The organism is Halalkalibacter hemicellulosilyticusJCM 9152, from assembly GCF_000513115.1.
In the GTDB taxonomy this organism is placed as follows: domain Bacteria; phylum Bacillota; class Bacilli; order Bacillales; family Bacillaceae_D; genus Halalkalibacter; species Halalkalibacter hemicellulosilyticus.
The window spans coordinates 1-17,638 of sequence record NZ_BAUU01000050.1 but is presented as its reverse complement, the minus strand read 5'-3'; the positions used below and the strand labels follow the sequence as shown (position 1 = coordinate 17,638).

Below are 17,638 nucleotides of genomic sequence, written 5' to 3'. Positions count from 1 at the left end.
TTCCGACAGGGGTTTTAGCTTTTCCCATGCAAATAGCGGAAACTCGATGACACAACTTGCTTTTGGCTCCTCATTCCGCCTGTTTTGCGGCATGAGGAGTCCCTTTTTACGCGTGCGGTTCCTCGGTCCGCTATTTGCTCGATTTCGTTATGCTCAGCCTCTTTGCGGCATCCTCTTTCCTCTATTCCCCCCTTCCGACAGGGTTTTAGCTCTCCCTATGCAAATAGCGGAAACTCGATTTCACGACTTGCTTTTGGCTCCTCAGTCCACCGCTATTGCGGAATGAGGATGACTTATCAAACCTCTACCTCCCCACAGTCATTGACGACACCTTCTGAGCACCCGCTTCTTTCAGCAATCGGGCTACTTGTCTTACCGTAGTACCTGTCGTATAAATGTCATCAACGAGTACAATCGAGCGCCCACGCACTAATTCAATCCCTTGCTCATTCATGCGAAACGGCTGATCCGTCACTTGCGATATTCGCTGTTTACGGCTTTTCTTACTTTGCTTCTCTCCTTCTACACGAGCTAACACATCATGGTCCTCAGCCCATCCTTCCATTATTAATGAAGCTTGATTGAAGCCTCTAGCTTTCAACCGCTTCTCACTTAACGGAACAGGAACAACCAAATCCCCTTGAAAGAAATGATGATACATAACGGATAGCAGCTTCGCAAAATAAGAAGCGACAATCGCATCGCCACGAAATTTATACACAGCTAACCATTCTTTCAAAAATGAATTATATTCGTACAATGAGCGATTCATCGTTAGCAACCCTTTCGTGTATTCCTGCTGCTCCCAGCGCCAGCAATCAAGACAGACCCCCTCTCTTTGATAGTGTGTGTGTATATGTCGACTACACGTTGAACAACACCCTTCCCCTCCAAGAGCCACTAACTGCTCAGCACACATTTGACAAAGGGGCTCTTCTTCCTTTAATAGCAAAACACTTTCCCAGCTCGGCATTGGAAAGAAACGCTCATGACAGCTTAAACAACGCATTAAAACCCTCCCTCTCTATTCATCAATTCAATATGTTGATAAGCACGTCTCATTTCCTTTGAAACGCCATAATGAAAAAACATCACATCTCCAGCAGGATACTTATGATGTCGGCCAACCCTTCCAGCAATTTGGACAAGCGCTGCCTCAGTAAAAACATCCTGCTCTGCACCGACTACCCCAACTTGAACATTCGTAAAGGTTACACCTCGTTCTAAAATGGTCGTTGTTACTAAAATAGGAATTTGTCGCTGACGGAAAGCTTGAATAAGCGGGTGGCGTTTCAATTCTTTCGCATGTACTTTTTCATGATTAAATGAATGGCTTTGTAACACACGAGAGAGGGAGTGTAGCACTCGAACAGAGGGGACAAACAGGAGAATTGGCTTCTTTTCTTTTTGCAACTTCGCAAGCCAATTTGTTATACATTGGGGGAGTTGATCTTTTTCGATTTTCTTTTGCCAATTCCCACACCATGTAAATTGTGGCAAGGGCAATGGATGACCATGATATCTTTTCGGAATTTTGATTCGTTCAATCTGAGGGGAGTGAGTCCATTCTCGACTCGGTGTGGCACTTAAATAAACGAGGGAGGCGTCTTCTTTTTTCGCTTCTTGGATCGCATAACGAAGACTCTGATCGTAGGAAAACGGAAAGGCATCAACCTCATCTACAACAATCCAATCAAACGCATCGTAAAACCGCATCACTTGATGAGTCGTCGCTAGTACAAACTGCGCTCCATCCTTTCGATCTCGACTTCCACCATATAAGGCCGATATCGTTACGTTCGGAAAACTCTTCTGAAAACGCGGCAAAAGCTCCTTCACGACGTCTGTCCGTGGCGTCGCAACAAGTACTCGCTTTCCAAGTACAAGCGCACGCTCTATCCCTTTAAAGATGACCTCAGTCTTGCCTGATCCACACACCGCCCAGACGAGTAGTTCCTTTTTCTCGATCGCAGTTTGTTCAACCGCATCGGAAGCACGTTGCTGTGCTGGTGATAACGTCCCAGACCATTCCATTGGTTTCTCAAGCTTCGGATATACCGGATTTGATCCATTCCAACGATAAAGCGATTCACATTCACTTACCTTCCCAAGAAGCAGACAATGGCGACAATACGTGCAGCTCCTATCACACTTCACACAATGATGCCGAGCAAATAGATGTGACTCTCGATTCCCACAACGCCGACATATAAACGTACCGTCGTGCAACAACGCCTTCTCTTTAACGATCACACTTTTTTCTATTAAGCTTCCAAGCTCTTCATTCTGCAAGCGAATTTCAGAGCGTAATAGCCGTCTTCCGATTAGACTTTCCAAGGTTGATTCACCTGCTTTCATTAATTAGTGAGTTAGGGAATGTACGTTTAACAAAAAGACTACTACAGATATAGCTAACTTTATAAAATTTTCAAACATATTAATGTGATAGGGGATTTATATCCTTCTTAAGAACAATTTTTAATTATAGTAAAATTAAGGATATACAGGTGTTTTTTGAAATGGCTTTAATATATAATAGAATCAATCAATTTTACGGAGGATTTTATAATGTTGCTGAACCGTTGAAAAATAATCTTAATAAAAACTTTTAAAAAAACCATTAGAATGGACAAGACTACACGAAAAATGTCATTTGCACAAGGGATTCCACCAATAATTCTTCAAGTATTTGAAATTAGATTTTCATACAAAAAACGTATAACCGAATCACTTTTGAACTTATTACTTTTTGCACAACTGGGAGAGGCAGAAAACCCCTAGACACTAAGTTGGTGTATGTTTAATAACGCTGGATTGATCATGACCTCATCAGCCATATATCAGCTTTCACGTCGATTAAATGAAATAAATCCGGATTTATTTTAACAGAGACACATTCAAATGGGCATTTACCTTTTTTATAGCTAAACTGAAAATTCCTACGCGGTTTATACACCGGATTTAGTAGTTCAGAAGCGTTAAAAGAGAAGGGAATTTGTAGCGATTAGTTACTCCAAATAATTCAATGAAAAAAAAGAGGAAATGATAGATATTATGAAAAAAATGTTTTTTAGCAACAAAAGTAATAAATTTAACTACTTTATATTAATAATAGTTTTAGTGTTGGTTATTATACCTTTCATTTTTTCAGATTTATTACCATCACTTCTATATTTTATACTTACTCCTTTTTTAGCAGTTCTAATATTTGTTAACTCAAATATGTATCATAGAATCTTGATGATCATGGTTTCAATACCTTTATTTTTTATATGGACATTTTTACTTATATTAATGATATGGCTTTCATTAGCTTCTTTTTAATAGACGTTTTGTTAATCTAAATGACACTTATTCCTAACGCACAGCTTAACACTTCGGAACCTCTACAAAAATACTTCCAGATGCCCTCAACAACTTCTAAATTGGTAATAATAACGTCTTCTAACCCTATAATCATTATGTTATGACGCTTGTGCACGCAGCTCCTATTCTTTTTCTTGTTTCGGCAAATTCAAGTATAATGGATATTAGGATCTGGTGTATTTTTTTGCACAAAATTTTCTCCATACTCTAACTTTATAATAGAACCTAAAAAAAAGCTGCCCTACCCCATGTAGAACAGCCTCTTCGTTGATTAGTTATATTTATTCCATGTAACACCTAAGCTCCCTGCCCCTAAGTGAGTCCCAATTACGGGACCGAAGTAGCTGATAGACACTGTCGCACTCGGGTGAGCCTCACGAATGGTATCTGCTAGCTCCTCTGCTCCATCTTCACGGTTGGCGTGAATGACAGTCACATCAAGAGGGGAGCCTTTCGATGCATCTTCAGCTAATAGTTGCAAAATACGGGCAAGCGCCTTCTTTTCTGTACGAACCTTCTCAAACGGGACGATACGCCCATTTTCAAAATGAAGGATAGGTTTAATCTTTAATAGATTGCCGACAACGAGCTGCGCAGCATTTAAACGCCCGCCACGGTGCAGGTGATTCAAGTTATCAACCATAAAGTACGCTCGACACGTCTTCTTTAGAGACTGTAAATAATCAATAATGGTCGTACCATCTGTCCCTTCGTTCGCTAACTTCGCTGCTTCTAAGACGTAATACGCTTGGGGAGCACAGCTAATCTCTGAATCAAAACCGAGCACTTCAATCCCATTTACCATACTAGCTGCTGTTTGGGACGTTTGAAACGTACCACTAATTTTACTAGAAAGATGAATCGAAATCACTTGCTCATAGCCTTCACTCTTCAAACGTTCAAACAAGGTAACAAAATCACCAACAGCTGGCTGTGAAGTTGTTGGAAGCTGTTCTGACGTCGCAATCTTCTCATAAAAATCATTTGTCGATAAATCTAATTCCTCACGAAAGGCTTCCTCTCCAAATACAACACTCAAAGGAACCATTTCAATTTCTAATTGCTTTCTTATTTCAGGGCTTAAGTAAGCTGTACTATCCGTGACAATGGCAACTTTTTTCTCCATTACATGTTCCTCACTTTTCTAATCTGATATAACCGACCTACTGTACATACTACTAGGAAATAAGAAACCTTTCAATCAATGATAGCGATTTATCTTACAAGAACATAACCCTTTTTAATAGCCTCCACTACAGCTTGCGTACGATCGTTCACATTCATCTTTTGTAAAATATTACTTACGTGATTCTTAACCGTTTTCTCACTAATATAAAGTGATTCACCAATGGCACGATTACTCTTTCCATCCGTCATTAACTGAAGGACTTCACATTCACGACGTGTCAACAGATGGAGTGGCTTTTGATACTCCACTTCTCGGAAGCCAACTGCACCTAATTGTTCTTCATCCTCATTAGCAAGACGGCGATACTCATTAATTAAATTATGGGTTACCTTCGGATGGATATACGCTCCACCAGAAGCAACGACTTTCACCGCTTCAACTAAAGCATCCGAATCCATTTCTTTTAACAAATAGCCTGTTGCTCCTGTTTTCAATACATGGTTCACATACGATTCATCATCATGAATCGAAAGAATCAATACTTTCACATCAGGGAAGCGCTCAATTAACTCTTTTGTCGCTTCAACCCCATTCATATTTGGCATGTTGATATCCATTAAAATCACATCAGGCTCAAAAGTCTCCACTAGATGAACCGCTTGTGACCCATCTTGTCCATCTGCAACTATTTCAATATCATTCTCCATTGCTAGTATTCTCTTTACACCTTCACGAAACAACTGATGATCATCAATTATGACTAATCTTATTTTCTCGTTCAATCCTATCACCTCATCAATTTACTTTGTTTTGTCTGTAACTCTTTCATTTAAAAAAATCCTAAGTATTCATTACTTTTCATCTAAAAGAAAATGATTCTTTCTTAATCAAGCATTACTTAATGGAATCCCAATTACGACCGCTGTTCCATACTTAGGCTTTGAATGGATCGTTAATTGCCCTGCTAACATGTTCACTCTTTCTTTCATACCCATTAAGCCAAATGATCCCACTTTTTTCTCTGAAGGATCAAACCCTTTGCCGTCGTCCTTTATAACTATTATAACTTTAGTCGGCTTATATTCAATTTTCACCTCGATATTTGTTGGTTCTGCATGTTTATAGGCATTTTGAACTGCTTCTTGAACAAGTCGAAACGCTGCAATTTCCATTTTTTGTGGAAGTCGAATGATATGTCCCGTATGATAAAAGTCAGTGTTTATAAGGTGATGATCTTGAAAAGTTTTGAGATATTTCTTTAAAGTCGGAATTAAACCAAGATCATCAAGCGCCATCGGCCTTAAATCATAGATAATTCTCCTCACCTCCGCAAGGGAGGATTTTACCATCATTCTTAGGTCTTTTATCTCATTAAGCGCTTGTTCAATTCCTTGCTCTCGATAAATTCGTTCTATTAGATCAGATCGTAAAAGCACGTTCGCCATCATTTGTGCCGGCCCATCATGAATTTCTCGTGACAACTTCTTCCGCTCAGCCTCTTGTGCTTCAATGATTTTTAGCCCAAATTGCTGCTTCTCCTTCGCATCTTCTATGACGTCGTTAATCCCTTTTAAATCGTTGGAAAGAAAGTTATACACGACAGACATCTGACTTGTAAGTTGTTCCGCCCTTTCTACAGTTGATTCCAAATCAATAAGTCGACGTTCAATTCGATCTCTTCTATCACGGAGTTGCTTTTCCTCTTGCTCAAGAACAGCTAATTTAATTTGATACTCATTCGCTTGTTCATAGGCGGAGCGAATTTCATCACTCGAGTGCTTTGAGAAATTTTTACTAACCTCCATTAAGCGATTCCGAGATAAGCGAGCGTGTAAACTCATCTGATCGGTTTGATCGATAACGGAACCTACCTTTAGTCTTACGTCCTTCAGCTCTTCCTTCAAAGCCGTATATTCTTGTCGAGATTGTTCACTAATTTCAAAAATTTTTTCCCGACTCTCATCCACTGTTTCTAACGTCTTGTCTAATATCGAGTCAAGGGACTTATTGGTCGTCAAATTAATCAACCCTTCTTCATACTCATTGTTTCCAAACATCGTATTTCACCACATTTGATCTATTGTCTAGTCACTTGCTATAGCGTTAGTTGAAATGTTTGCGATTACCCAAGCATTTCGCTATTCTTATAGTACAACAAATTCCGGCAAAAGAGTCGAATTTCTTCATATTTAAAGGGTATTTTATGAACGACAACCCTACTTTAACAAATCTACATTACATTCTCATAACTGAGATTTGTAAAACTATCAAAAAGAAAAGGAGAATGACTGTGTTATTTACATATAAAACGGTAAAAGAAACCAATTCTCATGAAATCACCATTCAAAAGTCTCGTTTTATCGCTCATTTAAGTCGTGCAGAAAATGAGTCAGACGCTCAACAGTTTATTGAGAGAATCAAAAAGGAACATTGGAATGCGACCCACAATTGCTCTGCTTATGTAATTGGCGAACGCAATGAAGTCCAAAAAGCAAATGATGATGGTGAACCTAGTGGTACAGCAGGTGTGCCGATGTTAGAAGTATTAAAAAAACGTGATTTAAAGGACACCGTCGTCGTTGTAACACGCTATTTCGGTGGTATTAAGCTAGGTGCTGGCGGTCTCATCCGCGCTTATGGTAGCGCAGTTAGCGAGGGGCTAAACCATATAGGTGTTGTTAAAAGAACGTTAATGTCCATTATTCATACAGAAATCGACTACCATTGGCTCGGGAAAATCGAGCATGCTTTACGAGAATCACCATATGAACTTAAAGGGACTGATTACCTAGAGCAAGTAGATATTCAAACCTATGTACCCGTCGAGCAAACGACAGACTTCCAGGAATGGATAACTAACTTAACGAATGGACAAGCAACGACAAAAGTAGGTAAGCAACTCTACCTCGAAACAGTTCTTACTTAATAGTCACCATTATAAACGAATTTTGCTAAGATTTGTCTTTTCATTCTCTCTTATTATCTATCATAATCATTAATCTAGCAACAAAAATAGTAAGAAAGCCACTCTTTCACTTAACTCTTTTCGTGATCAACCAAGAATGACCATAATTGTCTGCACTCATTAGTGAAAATCAAATGATTAATCCTTTACTCTTTCATCATTTTTCGATAAGATATCGTTGTATACTGTAAAAAACTATCAATCTATATAAAAAGTGAGGCTTTCCATGGAAAATAGAAGTCGAAATCAAAAGAAAAAGAAGTCTTGGTTAGTGAAGTCTCTCATCATTTTTAGCATTGCATGTCTCGCTACATTAGGTGCTGCGACTGGTTACTTTATTCATAAAATCAACAATGTTACAGCCGGATCTCAACAGGAGCTGATTCGCGGTGACAAATCTGACCTTCGAGAAGACATTGTCAACCCTCATGTTGATAATATGTCGATTTTACTACTCGGTGTTGATACCCGTCCAGGTGAATCGAACGGTCGCACTGATGCGATATTAGTTGCTACTTTAAACCAAGAGGAGCAATCCATTATTTTAACAAGTATTCCACGAGATTCACGTGTTGAAATCGTCGGGCGAGGAACACTAGACAAAATCAATCATGCTCATGCGTTTGGCGGCATTGATATGACAATCGATACCGTCGAGCAGTTACTTGATATTCCTATTGATTATTTTGCTCGAATTAATTTTCAAGCATTTGTTGATGTCGTTGATGCCATTGATGGAGTTGAAATAGAGGTACCTTTCAACTTCGAAGAGAAGGATATGAACAACGATTGGATTCAATTTACAGAAGGAATACAGCATTTAAATGGAGAAGAAGCACTCGCCTATACGAGAATGCGTAAGCACCCTCAAGGTGGTGGCGACATCGGGCGAGGTCAAAGACAACAGCAAGTGTTAGAAGCGATCATTGAAAAAGGAACCTCCTTTTCATCCATTGCACGATTTGATGACGTGTTGGATGCTATTGGCGAAAATTTAATAACGAACTTATCGTTTGGTGACCTCGTCTCCCTTCATTCTTATGCAGGAAATTTAAATAACATCGAACAACTACAGCTAGGCGGGACTGATCTTATGTTAAATGGTATTTATTATTACGAAGTTGATAACGAATCAATTCTCGATATAAGGATTCAATTGAAGCAGCATTTAGACATTAACTTAACAGACGAAGAGCAACACCATCTATTCATGGTGGAGAGCATGGAACATGATACTAACGAAGTAGCTGAGCCTATTCTGGAGCAATAAGAGTAATTAAAAAACAAGGCAGTACAACCTGTCTTGTTTTTTAATTTCCTTTCATATTTGCAATTCTTTTCACAAATTGCAAAAGAGGTTTCCGATCTCCCATTAACCCGATACATTCCGCGTACAATTCAATGACCATAATAATAATCGCCAATAATAAATAAGAAACCCATAATGTTGTTGTCGTAAAAACAATTGCGACAACTCCAAACAAAAGACTAAAAAGATACACAATCAAAACCGTTTTACGATGACTATACCCCATCGCCAATAAACAATGATGCAAATGGCCTTTATCTGGTGTCATCATGCTTTGTTTATTTAATAACCTTCTAACTATAGCAAATAGCGTATCTGATATCGGTACAGCTAAAATGACGATCGGTAGAACTAAGCTAAACACCGTCACACTTTTAAAAAAACCAACTAATGAAATCACCGAAATGGCATACCCTAAAAATAAAGAACCTGTATCCCCCATAAAGATTGAAGCAGGGTACACATTAAAAAATAAAAATCCAATAATACTTCCAATAAACACAACAGCTATTGATAAAACAAATAAAGACGACGCACCTAGATCGAATAAAGACATGACAAGAATCGTCATAAATGCAATCGCGACAACACCACCAGCCAATCCGTCTAAGCCATCGATAAAATTAATCGAGTTCGTAATACCAACAATCCAGACGATTGATAGGACATAACCGATCACCCCTAATTCAACTTCCCCCAAAAATGGCAGTGTCATATAAGGAATATGCAAACCAGATAAAACAACAATCGCAGCTGCCACTAGCTGCCATATAAGCTTTGTTTTTGCATTAAGTGTATATTTATCATCCAGCATTCCAATTGTAACGATCATACTAGCACCTATCGCAATACTCAAAAAATGCTCGTGCTCCGGTCGTATAATAAGTAAACCCGCAATAACTCCAAGAACAATCGCTACACCACCTAAACGCGGCATCTCATATTGATGCACCTTCCGTGCACCCACCTTATCAACAAACCCATAGCGCTTCGAAAGAGCCCGAACAGCCGGAACAGAACAGGCCGACACAGACAAAGAAACCAAAAATGCAAATAAAAAAATGAGCAACGATTCAAAACCTCCCAACAACTCCCATTGAGCTACAGCTTTATGAGTTAGTATTTACAAAGAGGGGTGAGGGTAAACAAGTAACACTATAAAAAGACCTTACACGACAATTCGCATAAGGTCTCATAATTTAATTCATTAACGTATACCACTTTTCATCATTGATATTTTCTTCTCAATTGTCTTTTGCTTTTCCTGTTGTCCCTCTGCCTGTGATTTATTTAGAACTACTAAAATCGTTCTAAATAATAAGACAATATCTAACCAAATGGAGTAATGACGAATATAATATAAATCAAACTTCAATTTACTATCAGCACTCGTCGTATAATAACCAAACACTTGCGCAAAACCAGTAATCCCTGGCTTAACCGCACCACGATAGTAGAACCATTTGTTTTCTTTTTCAAACTTCTTCGCAAAATATTCTCGTTCAGGCCTCGGCCCCACTAAAGACATACTCCCTTTTAAAACATTTAAAAGCTGAGGCAGCTCATCGATTCGAGTCTTACGAATAAATGCCCCCACTTTTGTAATACGACTATCGGAAGATTTCGCCAAAACCGGCCCTGTCTTCGCTTCAGCATCAACAATCATCGAACGAAATTTCAATATTTGAAATGGCTTATTATGCTTCCCAACCCTCTCCTGTTTAAAGAATACCGGTCCACGATCCTCTACCTTAATTGCAATCGCTGTTGCAACCATAATCGGCGCTGAAAGAAGTAGTAACAAGGCTGACACAATAACATCAAGTAAGCGTTTCGCAAGCATTTGTCCACTTGAAAGCGTAAACGGCTTAACCTCAAGTACCATCGTATCACCAAGTGTCGTAAATGACGTTTTCATAATAAACAATTCATTTGTATTCGGGATCATATATGCAAGCTGCTTTTGTTTCATTGCATAATATAAGATGTCATTCTTCTTACGCTCAGTCATCGTCGAACCAATAAAAACAAGTTCATATGGCTTCATTTTCATTTTAATATCTTTCATTAGTAAATCTTTGTTCAACCAAGAAACGTCAGCTTTCCTCTTAATCACCTTTGAGTCTAATAGATTCTCTTTAATAAGCTCTAGTTCACTTTCATCTCCAATAAAAAGAACATTTTGACTCATGACCTTACATGTGATTCTCACGTATAAGCTCTTCCATAAAAACCACAACACAAACATAAACGAATGCGATAAGAAAATAACCGACCTCGGTAATGAAAACTCACGAAACAAAAAGGATGCCGCAATCGTCAAAACCATAATTCCTAATGAGACGACCAACAGCTTTCGAAAGATTTCTGTATAATCACGCTTCACAAGCCGATCAAGCTCAAATATATAAATAAACAACACAGCCATTAACAATATCCAAGGCATAATACTAACAAGCGCCTCAATATTTCGTGGCTCAATTAATGTATGATAAGATGCCAGCTTAAAAGCAGCTAAATACGCAAGCATGAGAAGGGACAGATCAATCAGGATAATAAATAAACGCGACGTGCGTTTCGGAAACATATTCGACATCGATCTCTCCCCTTTACAATAATGATTGATTCCTTTTTCATTTTATCACGTAACCCAAGCCAATTGGGTACAACTGCGTAAAATTCATCAACTTTACACAAAAAGATGAAGGATTACGAAATAACCTGTAACATCATAACATACATTCCATTACAACACCATAACTAAAGAAGAATACTAAACATCGTACACCCAACATTTTCAAAGAAGCTTATTAACAAAATCAAATACATTGCTTAGCGTAACCATCACAATGTATAAATTCGTCTAAAACAAAAAGTGAAATCTATTCGGAATACACTACACTCGAATTCAATAATACTATGAATGTATGTCCATCCTCTTAATCTTCTCAAATTTATTCAATATATCGAACCAAAAAGCCTAGGAAACTCTCCTAGACTTTTAACTTCATAGATTAACGATATTGCACAATGTCAAAATGTAATCGCGGGTTATCTAATTGATTATACATATTTTTGATCGTAGACACTTGTTTCGTTGCCCATTGGATATCTGTTGCGTATTGGTGATTCCCAGGACGCGCTGGATTCCATCTCATTTTGTAAAGAGTATTTTGTTGATCGCCATTATGAACGTAACGCTCTCCTATGAACTTCGCTCCCCCTACAATAGCCGCTTCAGGAGTAAACCATCCTGCTCTATAAGCATATTCCGAACCAGATTTCACAGCAGTCCCGTCATATGCACCAATCCCAAACATATTATACGTTTTGCGAATGTTTCTTAAACTACTACGATTTGAACTTGTAACCATCACTGCATTCCCTGATGAATTCAAGCCAACTTCGACACCATTTGCAAGTGGAGAACCACCATGACCTGTTTCAAGCAGTGCATGAGAAATTAAATAAACCTCATTTAATTTATGTTCTGTACCTGCATCAATAAATGCTTGTCCTTGACCTTCAAGAATTCCCTTACCACTAAGTAACCGATTAATTTGTGATGCAGATACACCTACACTAGATGATAAAAGAAGGTGTTGAAACTTATCATTTTGATCTGGATCTAGGAAACGTTGTACATCTTCACGTTTTGCATTTCTCCAAGTATCATAGCGAACCTCATGCCAAGAATTACCAAGACTCACAACATTCAAAGTACGTCCATTTGAGGCTACTCCATAACTATGACTATTTGCAGAAGCTTTTTCCCTCACATTTACATTTGCAGTAGTCCTAGCAGTATAACCAGCTAAAGAACTATGTACATATAGTGTTTGTCCATTGTACCTAATCTCATACCATTGCGTATTCCCAGATACAGAAGATCCATTAACAGTACCTCTAATTTCTACACTTGTATTACGTGGTACAGTGACTGACACACTTGATGTTGTATTAGGGCCTGTACGTAAATTCACCCCATTACCAGTAATCGTACCAGTTACATTAACATAACTCGCACTTACGAAAGCTGTATCGTTCCGATATAAATCAGATTGAGGACTTCGATTCATTTGTGTGTTAAGTGCTTGATTTAATGTTACGTTAGCTTGGTAGTAAGTTGTGACATTTAACGACGCTAACTCGGTTAACTTACTAATCGTTTCTGAATCTGCAATCCCTGTTTGTTCTAAATTATGATCAGATTGAAACTCCTTTAATTGACGTGTTGTGATAGGACCAAAGTAAGTAGTAGGTGAGCTAGAAACACTGTAACCTAACCTTGCTAAGTTTTCTTTAATTGTTACTACATCTGCATGATACATTCCTTGTTGTAAAGGGCGTGTTGCTAGTTCCTTTAATTTTTTTATTGTCTCTGAATCGGCCACTCCCGTTACAGATAAGTTATAATCAGATTGAAACTCTCTAACCTGCTGTTCTGTTATTGTTCCATATAAAGTAGTAGGATTATCAGAAACTGAATAACCCATTATCGCCAAGTGTTGCTTTAATACAATTACTTTCTCATCTCTGATCCCTCTATATAGAGAATTACCAACTACTTCTTCAAGTTTATTCAAAGTAGCCGGTCCTACTATACCATCCACTGTTAAGCCATGTGCTACCTGAAAATCTCTTACTTGTCCATTTGTAATCGGTCCAAAAAACACAGTAGGATTACTTGATACACCAAATCCAGCAATCTCTAAATTACGCTTCAATTGTATAACATCATCACGATACATCCCTTGACGTAATGGCCCTGTTGCTAAATTTGTTAATTGATTAATAGTTCTACTGTCGGCTATACCTGTTTTAGGTAAGTTATTTGCTGCTTGAAAATTACTTATTGCTGTCGCTGTAATCGATCCATATAACGTGGTCGGATTACTAGATACTGAAAAACCCATAACATCTAGGTATTGCTTAATTTGTATAACCTCTTCATGACGGTCACCATTTGAATAAACTTTTCGTGTTAATTCATTTAGTAAAGTCACCGTTTCTGAATTAGCAATTCCATTGGCGGTTAAACCGTATGTTTGTTGAAATTCTTTTAATTTAGATTCAGTGACTGTTCCAAAATATGTCGTTGGGTTATTTGACACATTAAATCCTAATTTGCCTAATTTAATTTTTAAATCTATTGCATCATCTCTGTACATGCCAAATTGTAGTGGACCCATTGCTAATTCCTCTAGTTTATTTAGCGTAGCAGAATCAGCAATTCCAGTTGAATTTAGTCCATAATCAGATTGAAATTTCTTTACCATTTGCTCGGTGATAGTACCATAGAAATCAGTTGGATTATTTGAAACCTCGTAACCCATTATGGCTAAGTGGACTTTCAAATCAATTACTTGATCATCATAGTCTCCTCTTTTTAAAGCATTTTCATCAACAGAACTTACAGTGATGAATTGTTCATCACCTTCTTCGAGTAATATTTCATCGTCACTCTTTTTTGGTTCAACTTCTAGTTTTTCTAGATTTTGTGCATCTTCCAAAATCATAAAAAATAATACCTCATCCACCTTACCATCTGGAGATAAAGCATTGTCTTCTTGGTATATAGTTACTTGTTCCTTAGTGTTTTCATTAAAATCATCATCACTTGAACTTATGTCATATCCTAGTAGATTCAAAGCATCTTTTAATTCTAATACTTTTGACCCGTTAGATCCGACTTCTAATACAAAGACCTCTTCGTTCTCTTCCAAAGTCGTCACTTCTGCAATCGTTGACGTAACTGGCACGAATACAATAATTGTCGCAGAGAGCCCTGCCACAAAAGAAAATCTAGCTTTTTTTAGCATGTATATACTCCTTTCTAACAAACGAAAATCTATCAATAAGAGTCTCTAAGTATAAAGTAATCATATTTTGTCTATAAAGTAAATACAATCTTATAAATTCCGTATGTTAATTATCGGCAAATAGGTATAAATACCTAATTAATAATTATGACTAACTGAAATTAGATATAAATAATTATTACACATTTTTCACACTAAGGTTTATATGAACACACTAATAATATATGTTATAATTCGTTAACGGAGTAAGTTTTCCACTAATTCTCGATAATCAATTAAATTAAATTAGCAAGGGTGAAAATATGACTAAGGTTAAACTAGTAGCAGCTGGAGATGTTCTATTACACTCAAGAGTTTATGATAAGTGCGAGACCATAGAAGGGAATTATGACTTTAACACAAAGATGCTTCATGCGAAAAAATTACTTAATGAAGGAGATGTAACGATTGTCAACCTTGAATCAATAGTAGCTGGAAAAGAGTTCGGCTTGAGTTCATATCCAAAATTCAATAACCCAATTGAAGTAGCAACGACTTTAAAAGATTACGGAACAGATATAGTTAGTCTTGCGAATAACCATGCTTATGACCATGGAGAAGAAGGTTTATTAAAATCAATTGAAAATTTGCGTTCTATCGACCTCCCTTATGTTGGTGCACACTTATCTACTGAAGACAGAGATACATACCGTATTATAAAAAAGAATGGACTCAGGATTGGCTTCCTTTCTTTCACACGTCAATTTAGAGCTTTTAGAAAGATAGACAAAGATAAAAGTTACTTGATAAATATATTCAATGAAGAAAACGCCATTCCTATTCGACAAAAGATCCAAAAAATGGCTGACTCAGGCCGAGTTGACTTAGTAGTTGTTTCCCTTCATTTTGGAAAAGAGTATACTCTTTTTCCAACTGCTATTCAAAGAGAGTTTGCTGCTGAGATATCTGATGGAGGAGCTGATATCATTTTAGGCCATCACCCACATGTACTTCAACCTCCTGAGATTATTTTAAATTCTAGAGGCAAGAAAACTTTTTTCATTCCATCATTAGGTAACTTTTACACTGGACAACATGGAGTATATAGACAAATTGGAGGGACAATTTCTGTTGAGTTAGAGAAAGAAAAAGGTAATCCTGTTGTAAACTTTAATAACCCAACATTAAACCTTACCTTTGTTGATTCTCACCATAAAAAGGATTTCAAGATGTATTCATTTATCGATTACATTAAGGAAAACCCTTATATTAAAACGAATAGAGGTAACTTCGAGTCTTTAGAAATACTTACAGAATTAATTACTCGAATGAGATCACGACTTCCAAATCTAATCATTAAATAATCATTTGAAACGAGGGATTCTCTTATGAATGACTACATAATTTCACCATTATCTCACCTTGCCAAATCTATCCCTTCATCAGCAGAAGGATACTTATTAAGTGGCTATAGTATTGCATTGGAGGGATGGAGAAGAGGCTTAGATCTATCGATGAAAGTTATTTTCGAAAAAAACTCCAAAACACGAGTACCGATTTTCACACTTAGTAATGATAAGCAATCTTATACATTTAAATATACAAGAGCAAACACTGTTTCAGGAGAGGCTATTTCTATTTGTGTAAATAAAGAGCTTACTAAAAAAGTTTTAAACGAAGCAAAAGTACCAACTCCACTAGGGACTATTGTGAGTAACGAAGTTCCTACTCGAAAAATCATAAGTATAGCAAAAAAAATTGGATATCCCATTGTCATCAAACCATCAGATGGAACTGGTGGTAAAGGGGTCATAGCAAACATTAAATCAAATCAAGAATTAAAAGAAGCAATTGACTATATAAAAAAAGATTTAAAGTTAACGAGCGCTATAATTATTGAAAAATTCCAAACTGGATATGATTATAGGTGTTACGTTATTGATAATAAAGTTGTAGCAGCCTACAAAAGAGAAAGTCTGTACATTATAGGGAATGGTAAGAGCACAATTAAACAACTTTTAGAACAAAAAGAACAACATAGACGTTCCAATCCCGTACTCAAAAAACGTTCATTAAGAATTGATAAAGAAACAGACTTATTGCTCTCAAGACTAGGCTATGATTTTAATTCTGTTCCTCCAAAAGGGGAAAAAGTCTATCTTAAATCGAAAAATAATGTCACTTCTGGTGGAGAAGCAACTGACATGACAGATAAAATAAGTGAAAACATAAAAAAACTTGCAATAGATGCTGTAAATGCAATTCCTACCCTAACACATGCTGGAGTTGATATGATTATAGATGAAGATAACGATAAGGGCGTAGTCTTAGAAATAAATTCAAGACCTCATATAACTGCTCACCTTTACCCTTCATTTGGTGAACCAAGAGATGTTCCATCTGCTCTTATTGATTATTTTTTCCCTGAAACGATTGGATACAATCGTAACCAAAGGGCAAACTTGTATTTTGATTTCGACCAAGTACTTGAAACTACTTATTTTAACGGAAGTATTGACGAAATACAGATTCCTAATATCCCAGGAGACATTCATCTAAGTCGATATAATTTGTACCTTTCAGAGAAAAAAGATATTTTCTCCAAATGGTTACAATTACAGGCTACACGTAATCATATAAGCGGACATATAAAATCATTTAATAATCATTTAAGTATTGTACTAGCAGGTACCGAAAAAGATGTTCAAGCATTACTTTCTTTAATCCATCAAAAAGCTCAAAAATATAAAGGATTCAAACTTGAAGAAAAAGTTAGAAATACACCTGTGAAACAAGGATTTTATATTATTAACTCTAGTACGAATCCAAAATCTGATACTCCTGTCCCACTAAATTACAAATCAGATGTCAATCAGTTAATTGAAGCTATCTATAAAACAAATAACATGCAAGAAACTAAGAAACCTACTAATATTGAATATGATGTATTGAAATCGCAATTACAAAATGCAACAGCAGAATTAAACACCTATAAAAAAATATTTGGAGAACTACCTTCAACCGAAAAAGAAAGAACCTAAAACATGTAAAATGTTTTAGGTTCTGGG

The 17,638-nt window shown here is 37.0% G+C and carries 12 protein-coding genes; 4 read left to right on the top strand and 8 right to left on the bottom strand.

What is annotated here, in order from left to right; genetic code table 11:
• Nucleotides 1-304 precede the first annotated feature (304 nt).
• The 5 genes from JCM9152_RS19775 to JCM9152_RS19755 all read right to left on the bottom strand — a co-directional run bounded on the left by JCM9152_RS19775 (nt 305) and on the right by JCM9152_RS19755 (nt 6,513).
• The gene (locus JCM9152_RS19775; RefSeq protein ID WP_035347292.1) at nt 305-1,009 is read right to left on the bottom strand and encodes a ComF family protein; all 705 of its coding nucleotides are present in this window, start codon (nt 1,007-1,009) and stop codon (nt 305-307) included.
• Complete coding sequence (locus JCM9152_RS19770) at nt 1,009-2,337, bottom strand: ATP-dependent helicase ComFA (protein WP_235715780.1); 1,329 nt, start codon at nt 2,335-2,337, stop codon at nt 1,009-1,011. The genes JCM9152_RS19775 and JCM9152_RS19770 overlap by 1 nt, the downstream gene beginning before the upstream one ends.
• Nucleotides 2,338-3,637: 1,300 nt before the next feature.
• Nucleotides 3,638-4,492 carry a DegV family protein gene (locus tag JCM9152_RS19765; RefSeq protein ID WP_035347288.1) on the bottom strand — a complete coding sequence of 285 codons (855 nt, stop codon included), beginning with the start codon at nt 4,490-4,492 and terminating at the stop codon, nt 3,638-3,640.
• An 89-nt stretch (nt 4,493-4,581) separates the two neighbouring features.
• On the bottom strand, nt 4,582-5,283 hold the full coding sequence (locus JCM9152_RS19760) for a response regulator (protein WP_148296557.1): 702 nt from the start codon (nt 5,281-5,283) through the stop codon (nt 4,582-4,584).
• A gap of 99 nt (nt 5,284-5,382) precedes the next feature.
• A complete protein-coding gene (locus JCM9152_RS19755; RefSeq protein ID WP_035347300.1) occupies nt 5,383-6,513 on the bottom strand; it encodes a sensor histidine kinase in 1,131 nt (376 codons plus the stop codon).
• Nucleotides 6,514-6,785: 272 nt separating this feature from the next.
• Here JCM9152_RS19755 and JCM9152_RS19750 point away from each other — a divergent pair, with 272 nt between their 5' ends.
• Complete coding sequence (locus tag JCM9152_RS19750; RefSeq protein WP_035347284.1) at nt 6,786-7,421, top strand: YigZ family protein; 636 nt, start codon at nt 6,786-6,788, stop codon at nt 7,419-7,421.
• 265 nt (nt 7,422-7,686) lie between these two features.
• The gene (locus JCM9152_RS19745) at nt 7,687-8,730 is read left to right on the top strand and encodes an LCP family glycopolymer transferase (RefSeq protein ID WP_035347281.1); all 1,044 of its coding nucleotides are present in this window, start codon (nt 7,687-7,689) and stop codon (nt 8,728-8,730) included.
• A gap of 40 nt (nt 8,731-8,770) precedes the next feature.
• Here the strand turns inward: JCM9152_RS19745 and JCM9152_RS19740 are convergent, their stop codons facing one another.
• The 3 genes from JCM9152_RS19740 to JCM9152_RS19730 form a co-directional block, all read right to left on the bottom strand.
• A complete protein-coding gene (locus JCM9152_RS19740) occupies nt 8,771-9,838 on the bottom strand; it encodes an MraY family glycosyltransferase (RefSeq protein WP_052016219.1) in 1,068 nt (355 codons plus the stop codon).
• Nucleotides 9,839-9,976: 138 nt separating this feature from the next.
• A complete protein-coding gene (locus JCM9152_RS19735; RefSeq protein WP_035347278.1) occupies nt 9,977-11,365 on the bottom strand; it encodes a sugar transferase in 1,389 nt (462 codons plus the stop codon).
• Nucleotides 11,366-11,783: 418 nt separating this feature from the next.
• Nucleotides 11,784-14,591, bottom strand: a complete 2,808-nt coding sequence (locus JCM9152_RS19730) for a peptidoglycan-binding protein (RefSeq protein ID WP_052016217.1) — start codon at nt 14,589-14,591, stop codon at nt 11,784-11,786.
• Nucleotides 14,592-14,893: 302 nt separating this feature from the next.
• On the opposite strand from JCM9152_RS19730, the gene JCM9152_RS19725 reads away from it, so the two are divergent.
• Together JCM9152_RS19725 and JCM9152_RS19720 are read left to right on the top strand one after the other, a co-directional pair.
• Nucleotides 14,894-15,934 carry a CapA family protein gene (locus JCM9152_RS19725; protein WP_035347274.1) on the top strand — a complete coding sequence of 347 codons (1,041 nt, stop codon included), beginning with the start codon at nt 14,894-14,896 and terminating at the stop codon, nt 15,932-15,934.
• 24 nt (nt 15,935-15,958) lie between these two features.
• Nucleotides 15,959-17,611 (top strand): ATP-grasp domain-containing protein, encoded by a 1,653-nt coding sequence (locus tag JCM9152_RS19720; protein ID WP_052016215.1) that lies wholly within the window; start codon nt 15,959-15,961, stop codon nt 17,609-17,611.
• Nucleotides 17,612-17,638 lie beyond the last annotated feature (27 nt).

Coding starts and splice junctions, on each gene's coding strand:
- JCM9152_RS19775 (WP_035347292.1), bottom strand. CDS start 1,009: ATGCGTTGTTTAAGCTGTCATGAGCGTTTCTTTCCAATGCCGAGCTGG.
- JCM9152_RS19765 (WP_035347288.1), bottom strand. CDS start 4,492: ATGGAGAAAAAAGTTGCCATTGTCACGGATAGTACAGCTTACTTAAGC.
- JCM9152_RS19745 (WP_035347281.1), top strand. CDS start 7,687: ATGGAAAATAGAAGTCGAAATCAAAAGAAAAAGAAGTCTTGGTTAGTG.
- JCM9152_RS19735 (WP_035347278.1), bottom strand. CDS start 11,365: ATGTCGAATATGTTTCCGAAACGCACGTCGCGTTTATTTATTATCCTG.
- JCM9152_RS19730 (WP_052016217.1), bottom strand. CDS start 14,591: ATGCTAAAAAAAGCTAGATTTTCTTTTGTGGCAGGGCTCTCTGCGACA.
- JCM9152_RS19725 (WP_035347274.1), top strand. CDS start 14,894: ATGACTAAGGTTAAACTAGTAGCAGCTGGAGATGTTCTATTACACTCA.
- JCM9152_RS19720 (WP_052016215.1), top strand. CDS start 15,959: ATGAATGACTACATAATTTCACCATTATCTCACCTTGCCAAATCTATC.